Consider the following 24328-nt stretch of genomic DNA (forward strand, 5'->3'; position numbering starts at 1 on the left):
GCTTGAAGTTGATCTTTGCAAAGTTTAGCCATGTTTTTTCGATTCATATTAGAGCATGATGTTGAAGGTGAAAGTTGAGAATAATATTCGTACTTTTGATATTTTTTAGCCCTTTCTCCTTGGCTTGTAGGCCATGTAGTGATGATGTGAATGTCTATGTTGTCAAACAAGCAAAACCAATTTTTGATAAATATTACTCTTCGTCAGATAGAAATGGGTATGTCACTTTCCAAGCGGACATAGGGCATTCTAAAGTTAGCAAAATAAAAATTGCAGAAGTATACCCTGAAGATATACCTCTACAAGTCGTTAAAGAAATGATTTTAAAAACACAATATAAACTGATTTCTAATGAATCACGTCATATCGCATGTGACTCTAAGTCTCAGGAATTAAGTCTAGTATTTCGATTGCCATTTAAATAAGTTAATAACTATATAAAAACTGAGAATTTGTTCGAAATTTCGATAAAGTATTTATAGGGTGTTGAAAGAGTTAAACGTAAAGCGTGTGCATAAAATTAGTAAAAAAGTCTGATTTACGTACATTTTTTGATGAGCATGGCTCGTCTAGTAAAAGATATAATTAGTTGTAAAGCTTTTATCATATTAGTTGTTTCTGTATTATTGAGTGTTTTATAGCTTTATTTGGTCTGAATAGGCTATTTGTATAAAAATATAACAAGCCATCTAGAGGCGGGTGAACTTAGGCCGACCAAAGTTGCTGCGCTTAACGTTTTTACCAACCAAATTTTGCCTTTTAACATAGGTGATAGAAATAGAAAGTGAGTATTTGCAATGAAGCAAGTTTTAGTAATCGTTCTCGCCTTATTTATTGTTGGATGTAGCAGCACATCTAAAGTAGCCCTTTCAGAGGATCGTTTTCTCTTAACATCAAATGATCCCGAATATGGTTATACAGAGAACAAGCCTATAGAATTAGGCGGCTTTTTACGTGGTACTAAAAGTGCGGGTGCACACATAGAATATTTTGAAGGGTTAATGGGTCCAAACGGTGAAAAGGTTAAAGTAACAAGACTTGGTAGCTGTTGCGAATTTGAAGATAAATCAATGCCATTCGGTGGTGGCTTATTAGACCGTTATCAACTGACATACGAAGGTCAAAAAAAGCCAGTTATTATTTACGTTAACTTATATAAATTTAATAAGCCCCTAGCCCCCATGGGGTTTGCATTGCTATGATTTAATTTTACCAAGGTCATTAAATTATGGACACAAAACAGAGAGCATGCGCTCCTATACCATGAGTTTTAGCCTGCTATTTTGTGTCAGTTAAGCGAAGCGTTAGTTTTACATGAGAGCCGATGGACATTTTCATCTTGTCAATTGCATTTTTGGCGCCAGTGATAATTGCTGAATTTTACTCTAGTCGAGAGTATGAGCTATCGTTTAGAGATCAGTTTGATAAATGGAGGCTAGGAAAATACTTGGCGTTGTTGTTCTCCTTTCTTTATTTACTTGCGCTTATGGTTTTGGAAAGCGCTAACCCTGATAGTGTATTTTCGGCTCTTTATGCTGGCGCATGGCTTTCTTTAATTATCTATTCAAAATCATTCGGTGAGCTTTTTCTGGGCAATGCTGAAGAGTTTAAGCGGGTAGGCTTACTCGAAGATGCCGCATTTATTATTGGCTGGGTTGGGCTGATTCATCAGTGTGCATCTTATCTACTATACGTATAACGTTAATAAACGCATTAACTTGAGAACATAAAACAGCAAGCCTGCGTTCCTTCGCCGCTAATTTAACCTTACTATTGTTCGCCAACTGAGAATACGTTACGTTGTATCAATATTTTTTCGTTACTAAGGGTCTAAATTGAAATACGTTATCGCGCTTTCATTGAGTTTCATAATATTGACTGGGTGCAAATCTCCAGAGGGGCTCGCACCTGTTTCTAACATTAAGTCAGGAGTAGCAAAAGAAGGTACTCTTGCAAATACACAATTAATTTTAGACGCGAAAGTTGGCTTAGAAAAAATAGTTGGCGCTACCATCAATGACGCAGAGCTTTTAAAATTTGTTATTCAACAACCAATAGGAAAAGCTGGCGCACGGTCTTGGCGAGAAATGTGGGTTATAAAAAAATCGAATAACACCTCTCAATATTTACTCACATTTAAAGAGGTTGGTTTAGGATCAGCAAGTTTTGAAATAAAACAAATGGGTAAACGTTCAGCTATGAATGACTGCCCCCAATCGGTTAGTGACTTTAAACAAGGGCAAACCAACTTGTTTATAAAAGGATGTTTAGGGGAACCAGATAATATTAACCAAAACCCAGATGGGCGATACATTTATTTTTATTACCGCCCTAAGGGCGTAGTCTTAACTTATTTGTTTAACTCTGAAAATGAACTTATCAAGTTCAAAGCGTATCAAGAGAAAAATAAAGCATAATATGGTAACAAAGAAACGAGGCTGTTAAAGCTTGGCTTAGTTCCCCTTCGCTAAGTAAGTTTAGCTCATCATCAATAGAGCTCATTATTGATGATTGCTGGTTTATTGAACCATCAAGTTATAATCGCATTGTGAGGTTAGAGTTTACGTTGGGCTAAAGCGACAACATACCAATTTTGATAGACGACCTTTCTGTTGTTGCTAGGTTTCCAAGTACAAAAACACTTAAAGGGTCTACAGTGTTAGGAAGTATACCGTTTTAACAAGACGCTCAAAAGTGGGCATAAAAAGCTTGGTTTGTACTTTCCCTCACAGAGTCTCGCCAAGTATTGTGCAGCCTTGCGTGACGTTAAGTGACTTTATGAAATATTTAGCAGCAATACCTCTTATCATTTCAACTTGCTGTTTTGGCGTTTCTGAAATTGATCCTGTCGATAAATCAAACAAAAAATATGCAGATTATGCGTGTGATAAAATGGGAGCGGACTGCAAAAAATTTACTAAGGCGTGTGAGCCTCCAAATTCATCTATGCCTAACACGTGTATAGCGTTAACATACTTTAAGCTTGAAGTTGCTAAGGAATTGTGTGGGATTGAAAAGTATGTGGAATGCTATGTGTCAAATAACGAATATCTCGCGAGGTGGATGCACGAGCTCAACCTGCCCAATGTGGGCAATCCCAAGAGAGCGGTTGCTTTTGAAAAATGTGCAAATGTTGGAATATATGATGTTAAGTCAAGTGAACTAAAAAAGTTTGAAGTTGAGGTCTTAAAGGTTTTCCAAAAAATACGAGAACCGATAGACATAAAATCCCCTTCATATCAAAAACAGAAAGATTTTTATCTGTGCTTCGAAAAGCACCTTAAATAATAGTGGTATGGTAATTGATTCAAAGTATGTTTCGTCGTTAATGTAATCCGGTTAATTCATGACTGTTAGATGCGCTTTTTAAGCTCACTGATATAAACTTGTCTAAAAAATAGATCAATAAAGTTTGAGACTTTATTGCAACTGTTTATTTGCCGCGGCGAATACAAAAATCGAGATGCTAAAAGGCTCTTAAAACATAGTCCAACTGACCGCTTTTACACCTCATACAACTATGACGTTAGCGAAGTTATGTACACTCATTTTTCGTTATGAATCGAGTGTTAGGGGGAGTAACGATAAAAGTAACGTGCCTGAAATATTAAGTAGGTTTGCCATGGGTAAAAAGGTTCAGGCTTATATCGCCAGTCAAAAAAGCCAAATTTCTCTGCGCTTGATCCGCAATATTTGAGACAATCATTTTTGACGATGATCTGGACTGAGGGTAATTAGTTAAAGTGAAAAAGTTGATTAGGTGGTTGTTAGGCTACTTTGGTTTGGTCGTTGCGGTAGTCTCAGTGTTATTTGCGCTGTCAGCTTACAATGCCCCCAAGCCAGATGATTTGATTACATACAAGACAAAGAATCATAGCTTTCAAATTCCTCATCGTTTTGTCGTGCCAGGTACTTTGCCAAGTCAGCCACAATTAAAAGGTTTTGATACGGAAGGCCCTGACATTTTCATTTGGTTTAGTGGGGAGCATGCAAAAGCGTACATACCAGAGTTTAAGCTCAAAGGCGGTAAAGAGAATCGCTACTTTCGGAATATACATATTTCTTTATCTGACGGCTCAGACCAAAAGATAGCTAAGCTCTGGGGCTGGGATAAAAGGTTTGAACCATTATCACTATCCGGAGACTTTGAGAATGGCTTTGTAGAGTACAAAGAGGAGCTTGAACTGTATCGTGTATTTCGAGAATATGAAGGGAAAAAACTTACAGGTTTTTGGGATCTGGTAACCGTTAAGCCAACAACAGACTTTAAAGCCACGGGAAGTTATAAAGGGCTATGGGTTGGTAGTTGTTATCAAAATCCAGATGGTGTAGAAACAAGCTGTTTGTTTTTTATAGATATAATGGGTATGTACACAAAGATCTCTGTATCAGAAGATGATTATATTCGGCTTGATAAAATTAAATCAATGGTAACTACTCACTTGCAAGGTTGGGTCGCAACCACTAAGTAATGAGCGCATGTTATTGAACTGATTTTAAAGCAGCCTTCAATGTGGGCATTAGGCGTATCAATGTTGAAATCACTATTTTTATCTCTGGTGCTCAGGGCAATTGACAAAGGCGAGACACGCTCTAATGCCGTTTTCTCTGCTGCAATATCGTTGTCTTTTTTTGTGCTCATTAATTTTTTATCAGTTTTAATAATTGGTGAATTTTTTTGGGGAACTCTATTTATCGAAATAAATAACCTACTATTTAGTCCAAAGTACTACGAGGTAGTGGCATTGCTTTTATATTTTTTAGCCGCTGTAACTATATATAATCGTTATAAAAATTTAGATGCTACTCTGCTCAAAAGGCATTCAATACACGTTTGGTGAAGTAATCTGGAAGACCGTATCATGCGTTCGGGGGGAATTTGAAGCACTATAAGTGTACAAACTCAATTTGTAGTGAGTTTTCGGTATATAAAGAAGATAAAGCTGCTGCGTTTAATTACCGTTGTATTGCATGCATGTGTAAGCTTGATGTGGTATCGGTACCATATAAAGAGTATAAAATAGCGAAATACTTTGAGCGTTATTCGAATTCGATAAATGGTATATCTGCAGCTTTTTTGGCTTGTGTCACTCGAATTATTGAACCCAGTAATTTTGGCGGTCAAATATCCTCTGTTTACCTTCAGTTTTTAACCACTGTTATTCTTTTTGTTTTTATGCAAATCTGTATGTACCATCATATTTTAATACAGTATGAGAATAAGCCGATAGAAATTGAAAACAATTTAAGGCCAATAAAATCCTTTTTGGTGGCATTTTTTTTGTTGGTATTGTTTTCTGTGTATGATATTGCCACACTTTAAAGTATCAATGTAGGTGCAATCAGCGAAGACAGCTAGGAGGCTCAATGACAAATAAAATGCTCAGACAAAAATTAGCCTTTGCGAGTTTATCTCCTGTAATGATACCGGGACTTATCTTCTATACCTCAGTTCATGGTTATTACGACAAGGCTTTTGTATTCAGTTTGATATTTTTGTCGGGTATCTATCTCTTCATTCAATACTATAAGTTCTTTGTTAAAGCGGATGGTTTTATTAAACGGATAGTTTGGTCATTTTTTCTAGTAAACACATCAATGGTGATTATGACCTTTGCGCCAGAAGCTAAAAATGCTTTTGCAGGAGCCGCGCTGTTTTTATATATGCCATCGATGTTCATTTCTATAAGAATGCTAACCGTTAGTAAAGCGGCACACAAAGCAGTAATCTATTGTAAAAGGGGCGTATAACAGTTCATTTATGGCAGAGATAACAAGTCTTTGGTTTAAATGCCTTTGTTTTTAATTTTAGCCATGCACCTGTTAAAGCGGGAGCATTAAATCATGCTTGGTAAGCTTCGGTACATATTGTCACCAAAAAGTGTTAAACAACGCGCTGAATGGGGGCTTACATTGAAGATGTATTGTTTGAGCATTCTAGATAATTTCAAAAAGTGTGTAGGCGACATCGCCTAATTGAAGAATCGAGATCGTACCAATGAGGTAGTAACCGATCTTGATTAGAGAAAGCGATTGATCATTGGTGATTAAAATAACAAAGATGAGGGCAAGCTTATTTATAAAATAATGCGCCAAATATCACTGGATGCGATAGTTAGTGTGCTGCCAACAATTAAGGGCATTGGTTATTCGGTGCTCAAAGCTAGTTTGCAGTTTTATGTTGCGAGTAAAAAACGGTTGCAAGACGAATTGTGTGATTTATTTAGCGATAATTGTGGGAAAATTAGCTTGTAAGCATTGTCTATGATGCTTGGCTTCACATCATGGAAAATATAACTTTTCTCATTAACGAGGAGGAGTACCACATGAGTATTCGCGAATTCAGCGAGAAAGATTACCCAAGAATTTTTCAGATTTATGCAAGGTCTAAGCTAGATGAACTTCGCTTTGACAAAAAGGGCTTCAAGCTCTTGCCTCTAGAAAATGATGAAAAGAGGTTGTCTGCGCTAAAAGAATCAAAAATATATGTTTTTGATGATGGGGAGGTACGTGGCTATGGCGCAATATTTGAGTCAGAGATTAGAGCGCTATTTGTATGCCCTAGTGCAAGAGGTAAAGGGATTGGAAAGCAAATACTTGAGTTTCTTTTGTTAAAGATAAACGGTAAGGCCTCTCTTTTTGTCGCTAAGACAAATGAACCCGCAAAGGCACTCTACAGGGCATATGGCTTTGCAGTGTCCGGTGAGTTTCTTACTGATTATAATGGTGAGCCCGTATATGCTAATGAAATGATTCGAATAAATGGGCCTTGCTAACAAGACGGAGTAATCAAGCTCTGAACGTGTGAGGCGTAATTCATAAGGAGAGTGAAGGTGGTAGATTGTCCTATCAATAAATTTAAAGTTTGGTGGCAAGAATCGCAGATTGATAGTCCATTAAATCAAAAAAGTGCAGTGTGTGTTTCAACCATAGACAAAAGTGGTTTTCCATCAGGCAGGTTCGTTGATCTAAAATCAGTAAGTGATGAAGGGTTTGTCTTTTGCACTTATTTAGACTCAGCAAAAGGTAAACAAATTTTGCATAACGCCAAATCAGCCGTGACCATCTGGTGGGATCATGTTGGCTATCAGATCCGTGTCATTGGTCATGCAGAAGAAGTTTCTGAAGCACAAGCTGATGCTTTTTGGGAAACCAGAACTAGAAGCGCTCAATTAACTACGACAGCTTTCGACCAAAGCGCATTGTTAGAGTCAGAGAGATTGTTAGCAACACGTTTGAAGAAAGCTTCTATGCAGTTTGATGGTGGCCCTATTCCGAGGCCCCAAAATTGGGGGGGATATATCGTTAAGCCCGTTTCGATTGAGTTTCTTACGTTTCGAGAAAGTAGACTCCATTTGCGGGAGTTATATACGCGCACTGATGGTTGTTGGGAAAAGCAGCTTCTTCAGCCATAGAAATGCAGGACAAAGCTATTACATTAACGATTACTACTTAACCGCAATATATAGCGGCGTTAGCTCACTAGGAAGTGCATGTTAAAAATCGCTGTGGTTATTTTCGATTCATTTGAATAACTTTTAAAAATTACACGATCCAGAAGCAAAAGAATGGCTCAAAGAAAACAAAATAAGTATGCGTTAGCAGGAAAGCGGTTTATGGGAAAAGAGGATAGAAAAAGAGGGGTCCATACGCTGATTGCTATTGCAGTGACTTTGCCAAACTCTCAAACAAAGAGAGTCGCCTTATTTAAATTCTTTCATAGTGAGCAGAGTCTCAAGGTTTCATATTGATATTAAAAATAATAAAGTACTGGTTTGGTGGAGGTATGTCAGCGGCATAGCTGACAAATGCCGAAATTAAGGCACGAACAATATCTTGCTGGCGTTTCTGCCTGTACATTTTATTGTTGTGAGGCCTACGTTGCCTATTAAGCTTTCAAAAAGGCAGTTTTTGCACAATAAATACGACCAAAAAAGGTGGCTGTGCACGAGAATATTTTCAATACAAGCTATCTTGAATAGTCCTTTATAAGTAATTCAGCCAATGGAATGTGTGTTATGTTTATTGATGCAAGCCTTTGTTGCTAGTTATTTAATAAACTAAGTTATGGCTTTTAGCCAATCCTCGAAAATGCAAGGCTAGCACCTAGTGTGAGTTATTATGTCTTTAAACAATAACGCGCTGATAGTGCGCCAGTTTAAAATATTATATGGATATATGAACAATGAGAAGTTTATTTACCTTACTACTGTCGTTAGGAATGCTTGGCGGGTGTCAAACTTCAAACAACAGCACACAAACCGATACGCTTGAAGGTGAGTGGCAATTAGAACTAGAAACACTCACTATAGGTGAACAAAAATACACCACCTTTGATGGTGAAAACCGTGAAATGAAAAAAATATTCACTGATAGCCATTTTGCGTTTTCAAGTATTGGTATTAATCGACCTAGGTTTAGTTCGTATTTACTCACGAAAGAACAAAAAGCCATAGCGTTTGATAATTTTGGTGGTTCGCTAGGTCGCTACAGCTACGAAAACAACATTTTGACTGAGCATATTGAATACTCTAGCTTTCCAAATTATGAGGGAGTATCCATTCCTTTCAAAATAACAATCATGGGTGACACTATGATTCAAGAAGGAAACTACCCGCTCATTGAGCTAGGTTTAGGGGAGCAAGATGGATACTTGCGTGCAACTTTCAAACGTATTAAATAAGCATTCAAAGCGATGTAAATAAATCATCAGGATGCGAGGCGCATAACAGATTCACTTCTAGGGGACGAAAAAACAGCGCGTGCTTGTAACGTTAGGCACTATCTCGATGTGGCGGTCTTATGAGGTTATGTATATTGTAACTGTTGGGCTTTTGTTATGATTTTTTCAACTTACCTCCAGTGAAAGGTAGTAAGCTCGAACCAAATAATCCAGAAAAGTGACTGTATCGGTAATGGAGCAGAACGAGCGGGTTTACCTTTAGGCCCCAAATTGAAAGTGAGGCTGAATACAGAGACTAATTCAAGCAATCTAATGAAGACGCTTGCAATCATATCTGTTTTTTCTTTTGCAAAGGATATTGGCGGTGCATCGCCCACTAATATCTTAAAGGGGCTAAACCAGTGCTTATTGAAGAAAGTTTAATTAAAGTGTTTTCAATACGACATAATTGGGTTGCAAATATGAGGTTTTACAGAAAACAGAGTATAAGAGGGGGAGTTAAGTGCCAAAAGGCTAAAATTTGGTTTGTTAGTGCGTTACTCGTTTTAGCCAACATTTCTCATCTGTTGATAAGGTATTAGGGCTTTCTACGTATGCTTTTAACAATTGGTGTTATTATATGTTTTTTGATAATGGGGTTTGTTGAGACATATTTTTATATGAGTTTGGCGGCAAGACTGGCTGAAGCTAATAAGGAAAGTGGTATAAATATTGATCTAAATGAAATTCGTGAAGCAGTTTCAAAAGGAAATCGTTATACTAGCCTTATTGAAGAGCATGAGTGGGTTAAGTTTAAGTGGTTTCGTCGAATACGATTCTTTCTTGTCTTTGTTTTTGTGGTATCGATATTTTTTAATTAAATAGTTCTTTGAAACCAAATAAGAAACAGGAGATATGCTTGCTGCAATTCACTCCGCTCAATTCTACTGAAAAATATCAACCAGCTAGCGTCGGGCTTTTTTATTATTGAAGCTGGCTTGAATCGTGCCTTTTCATTTTAGCCCAATATTTCAAGCTGCTTATTGAGGCATCAGGTTTACTGTTTTGAACACACTAATTAAAGGTTTAAGAAATGCCATTCTTACAGGATGGGGATTGTCTTTTGTATATTTTTGGCTCTTGGCTGACTCTAACTTACTTTTAGCTCACCTACTTTTTGTATCTGTACTTGGTGGCATAGTAAGTACATTTGCAATGGTATTCTATGTACTACCAATACACCTTTTGTTAAGCCGAATCAGGCTAACTAGGCCGAGGTACTATTTAATTGTTAGCCTAATGCCATCAATTATATGTATATTTATTCCTAACTTCACCGATGCTACTGGTAGGTTAATGATAGAGTCAATAATAACTTATGCAGCCTTAGGTGTTATTTTAGTCACGGTTTTTTGGTTGACTGCATGTTATCGTAAACCGAATAACCAAAGTTAAAAGTAATGGCAAAAAAAGGTTTTTTCTTCTCCTACTCAGCTTGTCTAACGATATTGTTACTGGGTTATGAGTATTTAAAGGGTTGAGTGTGGACGTTACATGTTGGTGTTTAAAACTAAGCTTATAATGGTCATGGTGCTCTCATAGACATCTATCACACGTTGCGTTTGATGTTTTATATGGAATGTTGAATTTTTCGTTATAGGAAATATTGTATTAAAGATAAAATTTACATATAACAAAGTTGTGGTAGAAAAGATCAGTGGCTATGTTCGAGACTTTCAATTTATATCTGCCAATAGCATCAGTGCTAAGAACTGTCTTACCAAATCAAAAATAAGGAATAATAAATGCAATTTAGTAAGCTGAAAATCTCTCATTTTTTTTCATTGTTTATATTCGGGATATCAGAAATTTTTGGTACGAAAGTGCGAGATAAGCTAATTGCACAGCAAGTAGGACTGATAGATATATTTTTAAAATTCCGCTGAAACGCTTAGGGATGTTTTTTTCAACTTGTTTCTTCGAAAAAGTGAGCACTCAAATACACATACCGAAGAGGACTCTAAACTAACTAGCTCTTGGCATACTGACGTAATTTCAACGTCAAGCCAAGCAAAATTTAGAGATGTCATTTTTTGAGCTGAGGGAGTGATTTATATATATGGCCTTAGAAGCCGCTGGTGAATTAATAGTAATTGTCGTTCGGCTAATATTTCGTGCTCTAGTTAAAGTGGTGCTGGAGTTTTTAATATGTGGTGCAGGGTATATTATTTGTCGACAATTTTCGAAAAACATAGATCCTGATGGCTTGAGAGTCTTGATTGTAGGCCATGTCTTCTGGGCATTTGTGCTTGTATCGACCGTACTTGGATTCGGCTAGTCAGTGATTTGAGGCTGCCTTTTCCTTTACTCTAAATTAGCGGATGAAGTTGTGGCGTTTTTGCATTGTTTGATTAAGTATAAATACTTGTGCGCAAGTACAAGAATGACCTTGTAAAGCGTGAGTTTTATATCTGTAGAGTCTTACTTCGTTAACAGTGCTGCCTAACAAGCAATTTACTCGGACCGTGAACGGTAAAGGGTTATAGAGATATTTGATATGCCAAAAAAAGAAGTGAAAAGAATTATTCGGGTTGATCATGCAGGTGAGCGAGGAGCCATTAGTATTTACAAATCACAAAGGTTTATCGCACGTTTTTTTTATAAAGATATCGTTGCTCAGCTTGATGAAATGCTTGCGCATGAAAAGAAGCACTTCGATACCTTTAACTCGTGGCTCGTGTCTAATCAAGTTAGGCACTGTTATGCATTATGGCTTTGGTCTCTAGGTGGCTATGTTTTAGGTTTTATAACTGCACTTTTAGGACGTAAGGCGATTTGGGTATGTACAGAAGCTGTAGAGACAACGGTTTTGCATCATTTAGACTGGCAGTTAGACTTTCTTGAGCAGCATGATTTAAGTGCGCACGAGGCCGTGGTTAGTATCAAAGCAGATGAGGAGCAGCATCAAAACTTGGGTTTTCTGAACGGCTCCAATGGCATGAGATATCTTCCGATTCAATTGGTTGTCAAATATTCCACGAGATTTGCGATTTGGTTATCTACCAAGTTGTAGGTCGATATTGCAATGCCTGGGCTCATAAAGTAATAAAAAAACCTCTAATTAAAGGGGCTTATAAATTACTTTTCTCTTAAACAATAATCCCAGGGATCTCCTTACCAAATCCAAGAGCGACGCTACACAGCTTTAGCAGCTGTATGTAGTCAATCATGGTGGTTATCACCTGAACCCATCTTAATGACTACACCGCGGTTTATACGCGCGCCGCCGCCAATAAGGTACGAACATGGGTTGGCAGAGTGTATATCTGCATACCCCATGCCTAATGTGTCTCTGGTACACTTGGATAGTGGTAGTTGGCGCTTGATTGGAGTTATGAGCATCCAGCTACGCCTTTTAAACTGTCGGAGCTCATATATTCACACGTGCAGGGTAAGCCATTTACTATGAGGTATCCTGATGGATATCACTGCAATAGGTATGATTCAAGCACTCCTTCTATGATAGTTAGGCTCAGCAACTAAAGGGCTACTTTACTTGTTTGTCGCCTTCAGCCGAGCATAGTTAGTAGGTGACAAACTCTAAACTGAGCTAAATTTTTTTGAACTTATCACTCCTTAAACCCCTGTAAGTAGAGATATTTTAGAGATCTTAATCTTCTAATAATTTAAATAAGAGTAATACTTATTTAATTCCAGTTGTAATATTTATGTAGTAAGAGGTTTAACTCTCTAGTTTGAGTCTACCTTATCAAAAGCTAAGTTGAGCTTTATAAATATATTTTCAGTCTACAGATTTTTGGTGGTTCGTATGGCTGGACTAAATAAGTTTTAGAATTAATTTTTTGATTATGTAGAACTGTGCGGTTTTGAATGGAGTTATTAATATATTTACATTTCTACCACTTCTTACTCAGGCGAAAGGTCATCATGTAAACAGAAGAATTAAAAATCTCATCTAATAAATTTTTTTAAAAACCATATAAATTACAGTTGCTTAAGTTGGGTTTTATTTGTTGGTTTTTTATGGGGTAAAAAATTAACTGGTATTACTGTTATAAAGGCCTTCGACTCTATAACATTAATAAATTGGTTGTCTGTAAAAGTAAAGTTTATAAATTGAGTTTGTTTTGTGGTTTTTCTTGTTGTTATAATTTATTATAAGTTGCGCCTTTATGATGTTGGCGCTTTGGAATTAATTAAAAAAACTATATTATTAAGGATTGAAATGAAATATTTACTTGGAGTTACTTTGGCCTTAGCTGCGACTATGGCAAGTTCAGCTGAAGATCAGTGGACTGAAAAGGTAAAAATCTCGGAGATTTATACTGGTTATACAGGGGGGTATTTTTTGTTTAAAACATCGAAAACTCACATTAATCCAGCCAAATGCTCAAATTCAGCACTTTATTCTGTGGAGCCATCGAAAATAGACGCGCAGTCAGTATTATCTACTTTATTGGCAGCAAAAATGTCCAATACAGATGTTAAAATTGCTATTTCAGGTAGCCATTGTGGGTCTTCTGATCACGCTAATGGTAAGCCTGCTGTCTCTCGAGTTGGTATATTCTAGAGTTGGTGTGATTGTTTGACTTGCTTAATAAAAGCTTATTAGACACGATGATATTTCCAGTGAAAATATCTTTTTATTGAAAATAAAGTTTATGAGAAGTGTTAACCGATTTTTTGTTGGTTGTGGTGTACAGCAAAAGTTACTTTGGCTGATAGGCACCTTATAGATACGCTTTATTAGCATCAATATTGAAAATAGAACACTAGTTAGCTTAAAATTACTAGCTTTCTTATTATCCACAAAAACTCAGTTTGTTAAACTTTGTGTTTTGAGATGGACTTTAAAAGTAATAATAGTGCTTCGGGGCTATTAAATTAGTAGATTAAAAAATAAAATACACATGGAGTGACGCAAGGAGTATATGAGTCTGCATAAAGTAATAGGCTGACACACTAGAATCGGATAATACACTGCAATAAAATAATACATTTTATGGCAGTGTATCGAGAAACATAAGCCCCTAATTAAAGGGGCTTATTAAGTATCTATCTCCTACACAATAATCCCAGGGATCTCCTTGCCAAACCCAAGGTCAACACCGCACGCTTTAGCTGCTGTATGCAGCACATCATGTTGGTTATAACCTGAGCCCATACTGCTGACCACACCACGGTTGATACGTGCGCCGCCGCCAGCAATAAGGTACGAACATGGATTGGCAGAATGTTTATCTGCGTGTCCCATGTCTGATGTTTCTAGTACAACCGTGCTATCCAGTATGCCTGCCGCTTTCAGCTTTTGGATCAAATACGCGCTTAAGCTACCCAAGTGACTACGCATTTCGGTGTAATACGGGTAGTTTGGTTGACCGTTGCTTCCGCCATGAATTGCATTGTGATAGTGGCCTTGGAAATTCAATTCAGGAATTCGGAACTGTGATTGGTGATTACCAAATGCCAATGAAACCGAGCTGGTCAAGTTACATTGCAGGGCAGCTACGGCAATATCAGCTTGCAAACGGGCTTGTTGACTGAAGGTATCAAAGGTTAAAGCAAACTCGGTATTATCCGGTGCGATACCGCAAGATACGCCACCGTAAAGGTCATCCAGTCGGCGCTGCGTATCAGAAATCGCATCAAGGTGGTCATTCATTCTTTGCACTTCATAACCGGCGAGCCTATTTTTGATTGCATTGGCTGCTGACATATGCGCATTCATGATCGGCGTTTTACTGTTGCTGCCTTGTGCACTGCCAAACACCATTTTGAATACGGTGAATGGGTTTTCTTGGAACGGCAAGTGATTGCGATTGTCTTTGGTTAACTGTCCTTGACCATTACTATGCACACCTAAGTTGAGATAGCGAAACGGCAAGTTAGGACCAAGTGCATTACCCATGGTCACATCATAGCTGTCACTGCCCCAATTTTGCGCTAGTAAGATTGGCATACGGCCATGACCCGCGTTGGAATGTGACATATTGACCATAAAGTTACATTCGGTTTTCACCGGTTCATAGCCTGCGGACATCACGCCCAGTTGCATGCTTTCACCGCTACCTGTTGGGTTCCAAAGTGAAGATATGGACCCGCCTGGTATGTATATCGATACCGTTTTATTTGGTAGCCCAGCGCTTTGCGCATCTGCATCTCTGGCATATAACAGACCAGATACCAATGGTGAAGTGCGGATCAGGGCTGTAGAAATCCCAGAGGCCATAAACACTTTCAATAGCCTACGGCGTGACATCATCATGTTATTTAAATGTTCATCTTTCATTTTATTAACCTTCTGTATTGTGACCCGCACTATTCATTTCTGGACCAAGCTTTGCGATAACGCACAGATTTTAAGGAACCAAACTTCTCTAACATGGCTCTTGGGCTGTTTTGCATCATGGCATCTGTCAATGTGTCTATTTCGCACATGTAACCGACTTTTTCTGTTTCAGATAGGCGTCTATCTTCTTCGTTGGTTGGATCGAGTGAATCATGACCAACACCCATTACGTAGCGGAACATTTGCTGCGGTAAGCAGCTTTGAGCGGAGGATAGATCTGCGATCACGGTACCTAATTGTTTAGCACCATTAAATTGGATAGATTCACTGACTTCTGTGTATTTTTCAGGGGCGAAGAGGGTACCGGATGCATCTATGGTATTACCATTGTTGTCCGCACTTCTGATTTTGCCCACAGCGTCAAAGTCCTCCATGCCGAATCCCATCGGATTGATATACTTTTCGTGACAAGCAGAGCAAGGTTGGCCTTCAGTTAAGCTGTGATACTTAAGTTTGTTTGTAGTGGCAGGGTCTTGCAGCATATCAGACAGTTCAGCCAGCCTTTGTTCTCTGGCTTCAAAGGTGCCTGCTGGCGGATCGGGTTGGTCTTGGCACAACATACGACGGCGTACACGTACTGAGCGCAAAATAGGGTGTGACTCAGCAACCTCAGCCCAACGTGCCATAAATGCACCATTGGCTAATATGCCACCACGGTCAGTAGTATCGACCTTTTGCAACTCTTCGCCAGTGACTCCTGCAATGTTGTAGTGCTCAGCAAGTAATTGATTGACGAAGGTGAAGTTTGCAGTATATAACGAGCTGAAGCTCTCATCAGGTTGAGTCATGATATATGAGAACGTTTCGTTCATTTCTGCCTTCATGGCTGGGACTAATTGTGCAAAACCTGGGTAGATATTTTGATCTTTGGTGGCCACTTCTAGATTACCAGTACCAAGCCAACTGCCCACAAAGTCACCAAGTACAGACTTTGAGCTCTCAGCAAGGCGGTTTGCATGCGCTACGATATTGGCTTCATCACGTAGTTCATCGCGAGCAGCTGCTTGCCAAAGCTGTTGATCGGGTGTTGAGCCGGTAAATGTATAAGATAAGAAAGTGGCCATTTCCCACGAAGTCAACTCGAAGGCATCCGCGTCTAACTCTGAGTTATCAGGATTGGCCTCACCTAATTCATGACGATATATAAACTGAGGTGAAGACAATAGCCCCTCTAAAGCGAGCTTCATACCTGCTTCAACATCTCCATTGTTAAAAAAGCCAGTGGCTATCAATCTGTAATTTTGTGACTCATCTTGTGTTAATGGACGGCGGAATATTTGTGGCGCCAGTTCATCAACTAAGCGATTTGCGCAATCTTCGTTTACAGCATCACAGTTTAACGCAGGTGAAAAGTTGTTCTCAGCGGCCCACTGTGAAAGCTCTTCGGCCACTAACAAGTAGTTGCTGTAGTTAGAGGGCTGTACGCTGGCATGGGTATTGTTGATGAAAAAACCAATTTGAGAATCAGGAGATAGGCCATCAGAGACTTTAAAATTCACACCTAGCAAGTCTTCGACCGTATTTTGGTATTCTGTTTGAGTTAAAATCTTCAACTGTCTTGCCCCATATGCCACAGGCGCAACCCCAATATCACAAGTCAAAGGTGCAGGCCAAAGTGTTTGCAGATACGCCGCGATGTCTGTTGCACATTGCTCATCACACGCACTTGGTGTGCCATAAGGCATGGTGGTGACAATGGTATCAATCATGGTTTGTATATCTCGTTCAGTATCAAGTGCTGGGAATGACCCTAAGCCGCCTGCTTCTGAGCCGTGACAACCTGCACAACCCGTTTGATATAGCTGCCTACCTCGGGCAATGGGATCGGTTTGGGTGACAATGATGCGCTCAATATTACTTGACTCTGAAGGCACTGAATTGTTGAGTGCAATGACCTTGTAATCGAACTCGCCTGACTCAGGTAACCCAGATTCATAAAAGCTTGAGTTTGATGCCAGCTCAGCAGCCGTTTGCCAACGCCCATCCAAGCTTTTAAAGCGCACCAGATAATTGGTTTCGTTATTGCTGTTATCACGCCAATTCAATTGTGCTTTGGCATCGATGGACAGCACACTTGCACTGAGCTCTGTGGGAGCTGCGGGTTTTTCTGCCATAGCAACTGGCTCAAAACTGTCTTGCTCGGCAGTCAAATAAGTCAGGTTGAAATAGACAGGTACAGATTCACCAATACTTGAGAGGTTGGCAACAATACGCAAAGCTTCTATGCCATAGTCCATTTCAAAGCTTTTACTGTCGATGATCATGGGTGAAAGCGTGCTAACATTGACTTTGCCGGCGGAAAGTTTGACAACCAACACATCAAGACTCATCTGCTGGTTAATGCCGTGTAAGCTCATTTCTCCAGAAATATTCTGAATAATAGGTTGGCCAATCTCCATATCATTTAATAGTGCATTGTCAATTTGGGCGCTGAAGTAAGCAACCGGCAGTAAGTCCGTTTCAAACAGTAAGTCTAAAATTCGACTGTTTCTGATATCCACACCAGTCGAAATGGTACTTAGATCGACTGCCAGTTTAACGTTACCATCGTTATCGATACTGCCAGACAGGGCGGGCGATTCGCTATTTTGTGTTACAAACTGATTTAACTCTGCAACGTGATCTTTTTTAACTGACACATAACTCAGTAAAGATGCCGTACTATCGAGTTGCCATAAACCTGTTTCAGCCACATCCGCGGGAGGCAGTGTCGGTTCAGAGTTTGAGCAAATATCACCACTTAAGGTCATGGTGACATCACCAGTTAAGCCATTTTTATTGGCGACAAAGCCTAAACCAAATGACTGGTTGGCGTGTATGGTATGGTTTTGTGACGAAATGGTACAGCCTGTATCATGACAATTGAAATCACCATTCCAGCTGTTTTGCAGTGAAATACCTTGATCCCATGTAAGCTCGATAGACCAATCATTTAGGTCCTGATCTGACTGGTTATCAATGACAATCTCTGTTTTAAATCCATTGTTCCAATTGTCTGGAATAGTGAAGGAACACTGTGCCGCTTGAACAAAAGAGGCACTGGTTAGTAGGCTTAAACAGGCAGCGAACTTAGCGATTTTAGGCGTATGAGACCAAGTATCAGTCAAGGTAAAAAAGCGTGTTAAAGTATTGCGTTTCATCTTCTTCCCCTCCTATTGCTGCGCTTCAAAAACAAAGTTAAAGCTCACAGGCACGGCATAACTGATCACCGATAAGTTTGCCAATGTTCTGAGCGTTTCAATGCCAGACTCTAAACCAAAGTCTGTGGCGTGTAGTACAATTGGCGTTAGGCTTTGCACCATAATTTTATTGTTTGCAAGACGTTGAATAACAACATCAGCGTTCACTTCTTTAATAACGCCAGTGAGGTTGAGTGTGGCTGAGATAGATTGCTTTTCTGTGCTTCCAATGGGAAGTGCTACTAACGCGGCGTAGTCAATTGAGAGTAGGGCTTCGGCCGATGGGTATGACTCGGTATCGAATAAAAATTCTTTCATTCTGCCATCACGGGTGCTGTTATTGGTAGCAACACTGCTGAGGTCAATGGCTAACCTTGCAACTCCTTCTGGTGTAATGCTGCCGCTAATGTTGCCAAAGGTGTGTGACTCTACGAGGTGCTGTTTTTTGGTCGATATAAAGTGAAGATGAGAGCTTTGAGGGTCTAACACAAATGGTGCGCTGATGGGGGGCGCCTCAGGTTCTGAAACTTGAATAGTGATTGGATCGCTGGCTGTGCTTATTACGCCATCGTTGACCGTTAACGTGACGCTAAATGTGCCTTCTTCTTCATAAATATAAGTAGGGTTTGGCTCACTCGAAGTCTGTCCGTTGCCAAAGTCCCAGCTAAATGTGAGTGCATCACCGTCTAAATCAGAAGATTCATCGCCTTTAAAACTTATCGTTAGCGGGTAGTCGCCTGATGTGATAGAAGCTGATGCAATCGCAGATGGCGCGTGATTAATGCCGCCGTCTAACGAACATAAACCACCAAGGGAAGGTGTTGTTGGGGCGTCATTTTCCTGCGCTTTTTGAGCATTGAAACCAAAATCTAAACTCTGGCCCGGGTTAATGGTGCGATTGTAATTTTCATTGATGATTTCATACGGGTTGTTGCCACTGTGCCTAGCATGCCATACGCCCGTCAACTTGGTGTTGTCGGCAAATGCCATGAGTACTTTCCAGTCGGAGATGGCGACACCTTCAGTATTGGTAATGGTGACTTTGCCACGAAATCCTGAAATCCACTCTTGCTCGACTTCAAATGTACACTGTGCAGATTCAGGCTGAGCTTCACTAATGGTGACTTGTATAGGGGCTGCAAGGTAATCGTTTGTGCCATCATTGATAGTCAATAAAACAGAGTAAGCGCCAGCTTGCTCAAAGGTATGCTGCGGGTTTATTTCATTGGAGATTTTTCCATCACCAAAATCCCACTGATAGCTTACATTATCAGACGGTAAATTAGTCGCCTCGCTAGTAAAGTTGATTGTTGCGGGTACTGTGCCTTGGTTGTTAGACGCTGATGTCACAACCTTAATATCATTATTTTGTGAGCCTGCTTCACAAATACCAAATAATCTTGGTGTGGTAACGGCTTGTCCATTGCTCTTTTTGACATTAAACCCAAAGGCTTTGGATGAACCCGGATGAATCGTGCTATTCCAATTGAGGTTGCTAAATCGATATGGACTATTGCCACTTAACTGGGCGCGCCATGCATTATTAATTGACTCGCCTTGACTAAATTCAAGTCCCACTTCCCAACCGTTTACAACCGAATCAGTATCGTTATACACGATGACCTCAGCGGTATAGCCACTTTGCCATTCATTTTTTACATTGAACTCACATTGTGCAGCCAAGCCGTGTAGTGGGTGCCCCAAAACCATTAAACAGAGGCCGATTTTTAAAAATCGGTGCTGCTTGTTGTTGTATCTATGTTGTCTCATGAAAATTCCCCGAAACATTGCCAATTGACATGTTATTTCTCTACTGTTCTTCTTTGAACAGGCATTCGACCAGAACTCACAGGCTACGATAGCTGATGCATAAATCGGGTATAAGGAGAGACCAAAGGTTGGAGGTATGACATGACATGTCAAAGACGTGAATACCGATAGGCTACGCAATGCGCATACAAAACAACAGTATGCACATTGTCACCATTTTAAGCATTGGCATTCAGCAACCCCGCTATCTTAGTTTTCACCTTAGACCGGAAGCTTTGCGTCCCTTTTTTTCAAAAGGTTTGCTATTTTAAGCCTGTCAAAGGAACTTAGCTTAAAACCGTCATAACCGCAAAGCTCCAGCTGCAACTTTCACAGTATTTGCACATTTCACCTTAAAATGCTTTATAAAGTCATACAAAAGCCTCAGGTTTTTCCTGATAAGTTTATATAAATTAGTACCTTGCACTAAAGTCGTATTGTGAATGCACAATTTGAAATGAGGTGAGGGTTGTGCATGCCTATAGAGCAAATAGACACATTCAGTAATGTGATCAGGAGGAGGCTAAGCTGCTTGCAACCCACAGCCAGCATTGTGTCTTTTTTGGCATCATTAACGTTAAAGACTCTTCAATTACCTCATCCTCCAATAATATTCAAATCTAAGATCAACTCATCGAGCATGGTTAGGCTTCAAAGTTTCGCGAAGTTAGCTAAATACTTACTAGGGGGCATATTACCGCGAATTGACCGATGCTTAAGTTGCAATAAAAGCACAAGTTGGACCATGTTTAGCCTTAAAAGCGATCAAATGTTAGTTAAATGTTTATTCGTGATGTATTATTTCTTTGTATCGTTCCAAATTTATGAGGGGTGAAATGAAAAAAATAATATTTGATACAGATCCGGGTATTGATGACGCGATGGCATTGCTGTTCGCTCATGCGTGTAAAGATATTGAAGTGGTAGGCATCACCACTACTTTTGGCAATGCAAGTATAGAAAATACAACGCATAATGCACTTTATCTAAAACAACAGTTTGATATATCTGCTGAGGTCGCTAAAGGGGTCAACATTCCGCTAGATCAAGTGAAAACAGAACCTGCTACCCTCGTACATGGTGAGAATGGGTTAGGCAACATCGAAATACCTAAAGTGATAAACACGCAGATATCCCCTCTTGTTGCACATGATTACCTTATTGAAACCATTAAACAGCAACCAGGTGAAATTACATTAGTTGCGGTAGGTAGGCTGACAAATTTGGCCATGGCAATTAAAAAAGCGCCTGAAATTGGTAAATTAGTGAAAGAAGTCATCATTATGGGAGGTGCGTTTGGGCACAACGGCCATACTGGAAATCTGACACCATTTGCAGAGGCGAATGTTTATGGTGACCCTCTGGCTGCCGATATGGTAATTAACGCAGATTGGCCTGTCACTATTGTTGGGTTAGATGTTACGCAGCAAACCTTTATGTCGAATGCGTATTTAGACAAACTGCGAACTAGCAGTGCAAAGTATGGACAATTTCTTTATGACATTACTCGCTTTTACGCCAAATTCTACAGTGATGATCTAAGTTTAGATGGGTTTTATGTACATGACTCCTCTGCAATGATGTACTTGGTTGCACCAGAAATTTTTACGACTAAGCAAGGTCATATAAGGGTTATAACCGATGGGCCTGCAAAAGGCCATACGTTGTTTAAAAGTTCAGATAGAGTTTTTCCTATTGATGAGTGGGCGACTAAACCAAAACAAACCATAGCAATTAATGTTGAACCCCAAGCATTCAATCAACGTTATTTCGATACTATGTGTGGTAATTAAGGCTTTTTATTGCGCCAGATAACGTGCGCACATTATCTATTTTCTTTGCTATTACTTTTAAAAATTGACTAATAAAAGTGGAAGTCATAGAAGTTAGAGTAGTTCTATTTTTTATTATGTGTGCATTGTTTTAAATTTTTTTAATAATGATTTTTTAAGCTGGTTGGTTAGTTTTTTGTTGGTTAATTTTTTAAATTTTAATGGTTTGTTGCTTTTTGTTTTTGGTTTTTATTTGGGGTATTTTTGTTTATTATTTAGCTTTTGAATCTTGTGTTTTATTTGACATGAGTTTTTTTATAGATATAATTCGGCACCAGCATAGAGGGGCTATGCATTTATATATTTAAAAGGACGACACATGCTTAATAAAGCACTTTTCACTTCTGCATTCATTTTTTCTGTTTCAGCTCAAGCTTCAATTTCTACATATAATTTAACACCTGTTGTTAAATCACCTTTCCCATTAAGTTATTCTGAAACTGATAAAAATGGCCTGGATGATGCGAATAAAAAGCTTGGTTATTTATCTGAGTTTTCTAAAGCATATGTAGATGTTTCTAAACATTTTGATACTGTTGAATCGGTATGTTTTGAAGTAGATACTGAGTATTCTGGTGCAGGCTCTACACCAGGTATGGCCGGTGTTTCAATGTATAAGTATTTTGTATACAGTGAAACATTCAGAGGTGATAACCGCGCAAGCACGAGCTCTGGTAGCTTGGCAAGACCTACTTTTTCTAAGTGTTTCACAGAGAGTGAAGGTTTTGCTAAAAGCTTCATTAGAGAAGGAAAAATCGCATTTACTCCATTCACAACTGATCCACGTGTAACCATCAGTGATGTACGCATTCAAGTTAGTGGCCTTTCAAAAATCAAAGGTGATTTGGTTACTTTGAATGCTCAATTAAATGCGTTGGGAGCACATACTGGTGAAATCTTGACTCATGCAGTTGAGCCAAATGTGACCTATTCAGTAAGTATTATCGAAAATAATATGACTTATAACGATAAAGGCGATAAGTATCGCTCTGTTGGTGTGAGTTATATAAATAATCAGGGTGAAAAAGAAATTAAATCGGTTAATGATTTTTCATCTGAATATATCGAAACTCAAGGTGAAATTGAACTGTTTTTGATTGGTAATGATGCTACTAGTAAAGGTGATGTATCTATCAATATAAAAAAGGTAAATATAGATTAATTTAATATATATTTAAAATTGGCCTGGTTGTTTAATAAAAGCTACCTCTGCAAAGCTTAGTCTTTGTATAGGTGGCTTTTTTAATATGCTTTAATATATTTTTTTGAAAAACGCTACTTTTAAAGTGCTTTAGCGACAATGTTATTTTACTTTCTCTGTATGTGCATCTATGTATGGTGGCACATAACACGGGGTTGGGGACACTTTTAATCAGTTCAATGCGAATTTGATCTCTCTCAATTATGCTCAGCTTTAACTGCTCATTTACACAAAGTTGGTTCTTTAATTAAGCATAAATACGTTATAGTATTTGTGGCTTATTCATTACTGAACTTCATTGTAAAGTCAAAAGGAACTTCAAAAGGCACTCATCCAAAGATGTAGGGAGAATTAATGCGCACCTGTGGTTATATCAAAATTGACGATGCATCTATTTATTACCAAGTATCAGGCAACCTAAAGGGTAAACCTTTTGTGTTACTCCATGGTGGACTCGGTTCGATGAAAGACTTGACGCCGATACATAAATACCTTGCTGATGAATACTGTCTAATTTACATTGATTTGCGAGGCCATGGTAAATCAACCCTAGGTAGTGTCAAACTGAGTTATGAGCTATATCAAAATGATGTTTTAGCCATATTATCTTTCCTGAAAATATCTCAATTTTCACTGTTTGGGTTTAGCGATGGCGGCATTGTTGCCTATCGAATTGCCGCTCAATATCCTGAAAAAGTAGTTTGCCTGATAACGCTTGGATCACAGTGGCGTTTGGAGTCTGGGGATCCTTCAATAGAGGTGTTAAAAGGCTTAACTGCAGAGTTTTGGTTGGAGAAATTTGCGGATGATGTCGACAACTATCAGTTATCTAATCCACAACCACACTTCCATAAATTGGTTGATGCAGTAAAAGCGGTTTGGCTAGATACAAGTGAGTCTGGATATCCAAATAGTGTGGTAGAGCAAATTCATTGTCCCACTCTTATCATGCGAGGAGATCATGATTTCTTATTCTCGTTAGATGAGGCCGCTGCTTTACAAAGCAAGGTGAAAGATGCTGATTTTGCAAATGTCCCATTTACAGAACACGCTTCTCATCAAGAGTCACCTGAACTTGTGGGAAAAATACTGCAACAGTTCATGTTAAAAATACGATGAGTAAGATGGGGGTTGGGAAGCATTTACGGGAAATACATTAATTTTGCATTTTTAGCTACTTATCTTCAGCATTTTTTCTTTATCATAGTTAATGAATTACTTAAAGCAATTAGAGTCACACAGATTGAAAAAATAACGCAATCAAAAAACCACCAT

22 protein-coding genes and 1 riboswitch are annotated in these 24328 nt (G+C 38.9%); of the genes, 18 read left to right on the forward strand and 4 right to left on the reverse strand.

Features of this window, described 5'->3' with window-relative positions:
- Positions 1-74 precede the first annotated feature (74 nt).
- The 14 genes from N473_RS12610 (at position 75) to N473_RS12685 (ending at position 11735) form a co-directional block, all read left to right on the forward strand.
- A complete protein-coding gene (locus N473_RS12610; RefSeq protein WP_155735599.1) occupies positions 75-425 on the forward strand; it encodes a hypothetical protein in 351 nt (116 codons plus the stop codon).
- A 372-nt stretch (positions 426-797) separates the two neighbouring features.
- Positions 798-1202 (forward strand): hypothetical protein, encoded by a 405-nt coding sequence (locus tag N473_RS12615; protein ID WP_063368219.1) that lies wholly within the window; start codon positions 798-800, stop codon positions 1200-1202.
- Between the two features lie 122 nt (positions 1203-1324).
- Positions 1325-1699 carry a hypothetical protein gene (locus N473_RS12620; protein ID WP_063368220.1) on the forward strand — a complete coding sequence of 125 codons (375 nt, stop codon included), beginning with the start codon at positions 1325-1327 and terminating at the stop codon, positions 1697-1699.
- A 136-nt stretch (positions 1700-1835) separates the two neighbouring features.
- Positions 1836-2417 (forward strand): hypothetical protein, encoded by a 582-nt coding sequence (locus N473_RS12625; protein WP_063368221.1) that lies wholly within the window; start codon positions 1836-1838, stop codon positions 2415-2417.
- A 361-nt stretch (positions 2418-2778) separates the two neighbouring features.
- On the forward strand, positions 2779-3288 hold the full coding sequence (locus N473_RS12630; RefSeq protein ID WP_063368222.1) for a hypothetical protein: 510 nt from the start codon (positions 2779-2781) through the stop codon (positions 3286-3288).
- Positions 3289-3743: 455 nt separating this feature from the next.
- Complete coding sequence (locus N473_RS12635) at positions 3744-4472, forward strand: hypothetical protein (protein WP_155735600.1); 729 nt, start codon at positions 3744-3746, stop codon at positions 4470-4472.
- Positions 4473-4532: 60 nt separating this feature from the next.
- Positions 4533-4841 (forward strand): hypothetical protein, encoded by a 309-nt coding sequence (locus N473_RS12640; protein ID WP_063368224.1) that lies wholly within the window; start codon positions 4533-4535, stop codon positions 4839-4841.
- 526 nt (positions 4842-5367) lie between these two features.
- Complete coding sequence (locus N473_RS12650; protein ID WP_063368226.1) at positions 5368-5751, forward strand: hypothetical protein; 384 nt, start codon at positions 5368-5370, stop codon at positions 5749-5751.
- Positions 5752-6326: 575 nt separating this feature from the next.
- Complete coding sequence (locus N473_RS12655; RefSeq protein WP_063368290.1) at positions 6327-6776, forward strand: GNAT family N-acetyltransferase; 450 nt, start codon at positions 6327-6329, stop codon at positions 6774-6776.
- A 57-nt stretch (positions 6777-6833) separates the two neighbouring features.
- Positions 6834-7415, forward strand: a complete 582-nt coding sequence (locus N473_RS12660; protein WP_063368227.1) for a pyridoxine/pyridoxamine 5'-phosphate oxidase — start codon at positions 6834-6836, stop codon at positions 7413-7415.
- 770 nt (positions 7416-8185) lie between these two features.
- A complete protein-coding gene (locus N473_RS12670; protein WP_063368229.1) occupies positions 8186-8683 on the forward strand; it encodes a lipocalin-like domain-containing protein in 498 nt (165 codons plus the stop codon).
- Between the two features lie 593 nt (positions 8684-9276).
- Positions 9277-9543, forward strand: coding sequence for a hypothetical protein (locus N473_RS12675; RefSeq protein ID WP_063368230.1), 267 nt, complete (start codon positions 9277-9279; stop codon positions 9541-9543).
- Positions 9544-10781: 1238 nt separating this feature from the next.
- Complete coding sequence (locus N473_RS12680) at positions 10782-11000, forward strand: hypothetical protein (protein WP_063368231.1); 219 nt, start codon at positions 10782-10784, stop codon at positions 10998-11000.
- A gap of 219 nt (positions 11001-11219) precedes the next feature.
- Entirely contained in the window at positions 11220-11735 is a 516-nt protein-coding gene (locus N473_RS12685) for a demethoxyubiquinone hydroxylase family protein (protein ID WP_063368232.1), read from the forward strand.
- A gap of 149 nt (positions 11736-11884) precedes the next feature.
- Here N473_RS12685 and N473_RS26735 read toward each other — a convergent pair whose 3' ends face one another.
- On the reverse strand, positions 11885-12064 hold the full coding sequence (locus N473_RS26735) for a hypothetical protein (protein WP_063368233.1): 180 nt from the start codon (positions 12062-12064) through the stop codon (positions 11885-11887).
- A gap of 748 nt (positions 12065-12812) precedes the next feature.
- Here N473_RS26735 and N473_RS12695 point away from each other — a divergent pair.
- On the forward strand, positions 12813-13253 hold the full coding sequence (locus N473_RS12695) for a hypothetical protein (protein ID WP_063368234.1): 441 nt from the start codon (positions 12813-12815) through the stop codon (positions 13251-13253).
- 492 nt (positions 13254-13745) lie between these two features.
- Here the strand turns inward: N473_RS12695 and N473_RS12700 are convergent, their stop codons facing one another.
- From N473_RS12700 to N473_RS12710, 3 genes are read right to left on the reverse strand one after another with little or no spacing between them, the layout of a single operon-like run.
- Positions 13746-14972 (reverse strand): DUF1552 domain-containing protein, encoded by a 1227-nt coding sequence (locus tag N473_RS12700; RefSeq protein ID WP_081221146.1) that lies wholly within the window; start codon positions 14970-14972, stop codon positions 13746-13748.
- A 29-nt stretch (positions 14973-15001) separates the two neighbouring features.
- On the reverse strand, positions 15002-18172 hold the full coding sequence (locus tag N473_RS12705; protein WP_063368235.1) for a DUF1592 domain-containing protein: 3171 nt from the start codon (positions 18170-18172) through the stop codon (positions 15002-15004).
- Between the two features lie 12 nt (positions 18173-18184).
- On the reverse strand, positions 18185-19981 hold the full coding sequence (locus N473_RS12710) for a cellulose binding domain-containing protein (RefSeq protein ID WP_063368236.1): 1797 nt from the start codon (positions 19979-19981) through the stop codon (positions 18185-18187).
- A 231-nt stretch (positions 19982-20212) separates the two neighbouring features.
- Positions 20213-20295, reverse strand: a riboswitch (cyclic di-GMP riboswitch).
- A 561-nt stretch (positions 20296-20856) separates the two neighbouring features.
- Here N473_RS12710 and N473_RS12715 point away from each other — a divergent pair.
- The 3 genes from N473_RS12715 (at position 20857) to N473_RS12725 (ending at position 24172) form a co-directional block, all read left to right on the forward strand.
- Positions 20857-21813, forward strand: coding sequence for a nucleoside hydrolase (locus N473_RS12715; protein ID WP_063368237.1), 957 nt, complete (start codon positions 20857-20859; stop codon positions 21811-21813).
- A gap of 358 nt (positions 21814-22171) precedes the next feature.
- On the forward strand, positions 22172-23014 hold the full coding sequence (locus N473_RS12720) for a hypothetical protein (protein WP_063368238.1): 843 nt from the start codon (positions 22172-22174) through the stop codon (positions 23012-23014).
- 393 nt (positions 23015-23407) lie between these two features.
- Complete coding sequence (locus N473_RS12725) at positions 23408-24172, forward strand: alpha/beta fold hydrolase (RefSeq protein ID WP_063368239.1); 765 nt, start codon at positions 23408-23410, stop codon at positions 24170-24172.
- Positions 24173-24328 lie beyond the last annotated feature (156 nt).

It is taken from the genome of Pseudoalteromonas luteoviolacea CPMOR-1 (genome assembly GCF_001625685.1).
Lineage (GTDB): Bacteria > Pseudomonadota > Gammaproteobacteria > Enterobacterales > Alteromonadaceae > Pseudoalteromonas > Pseudoalteromonas luteoviolacea_K.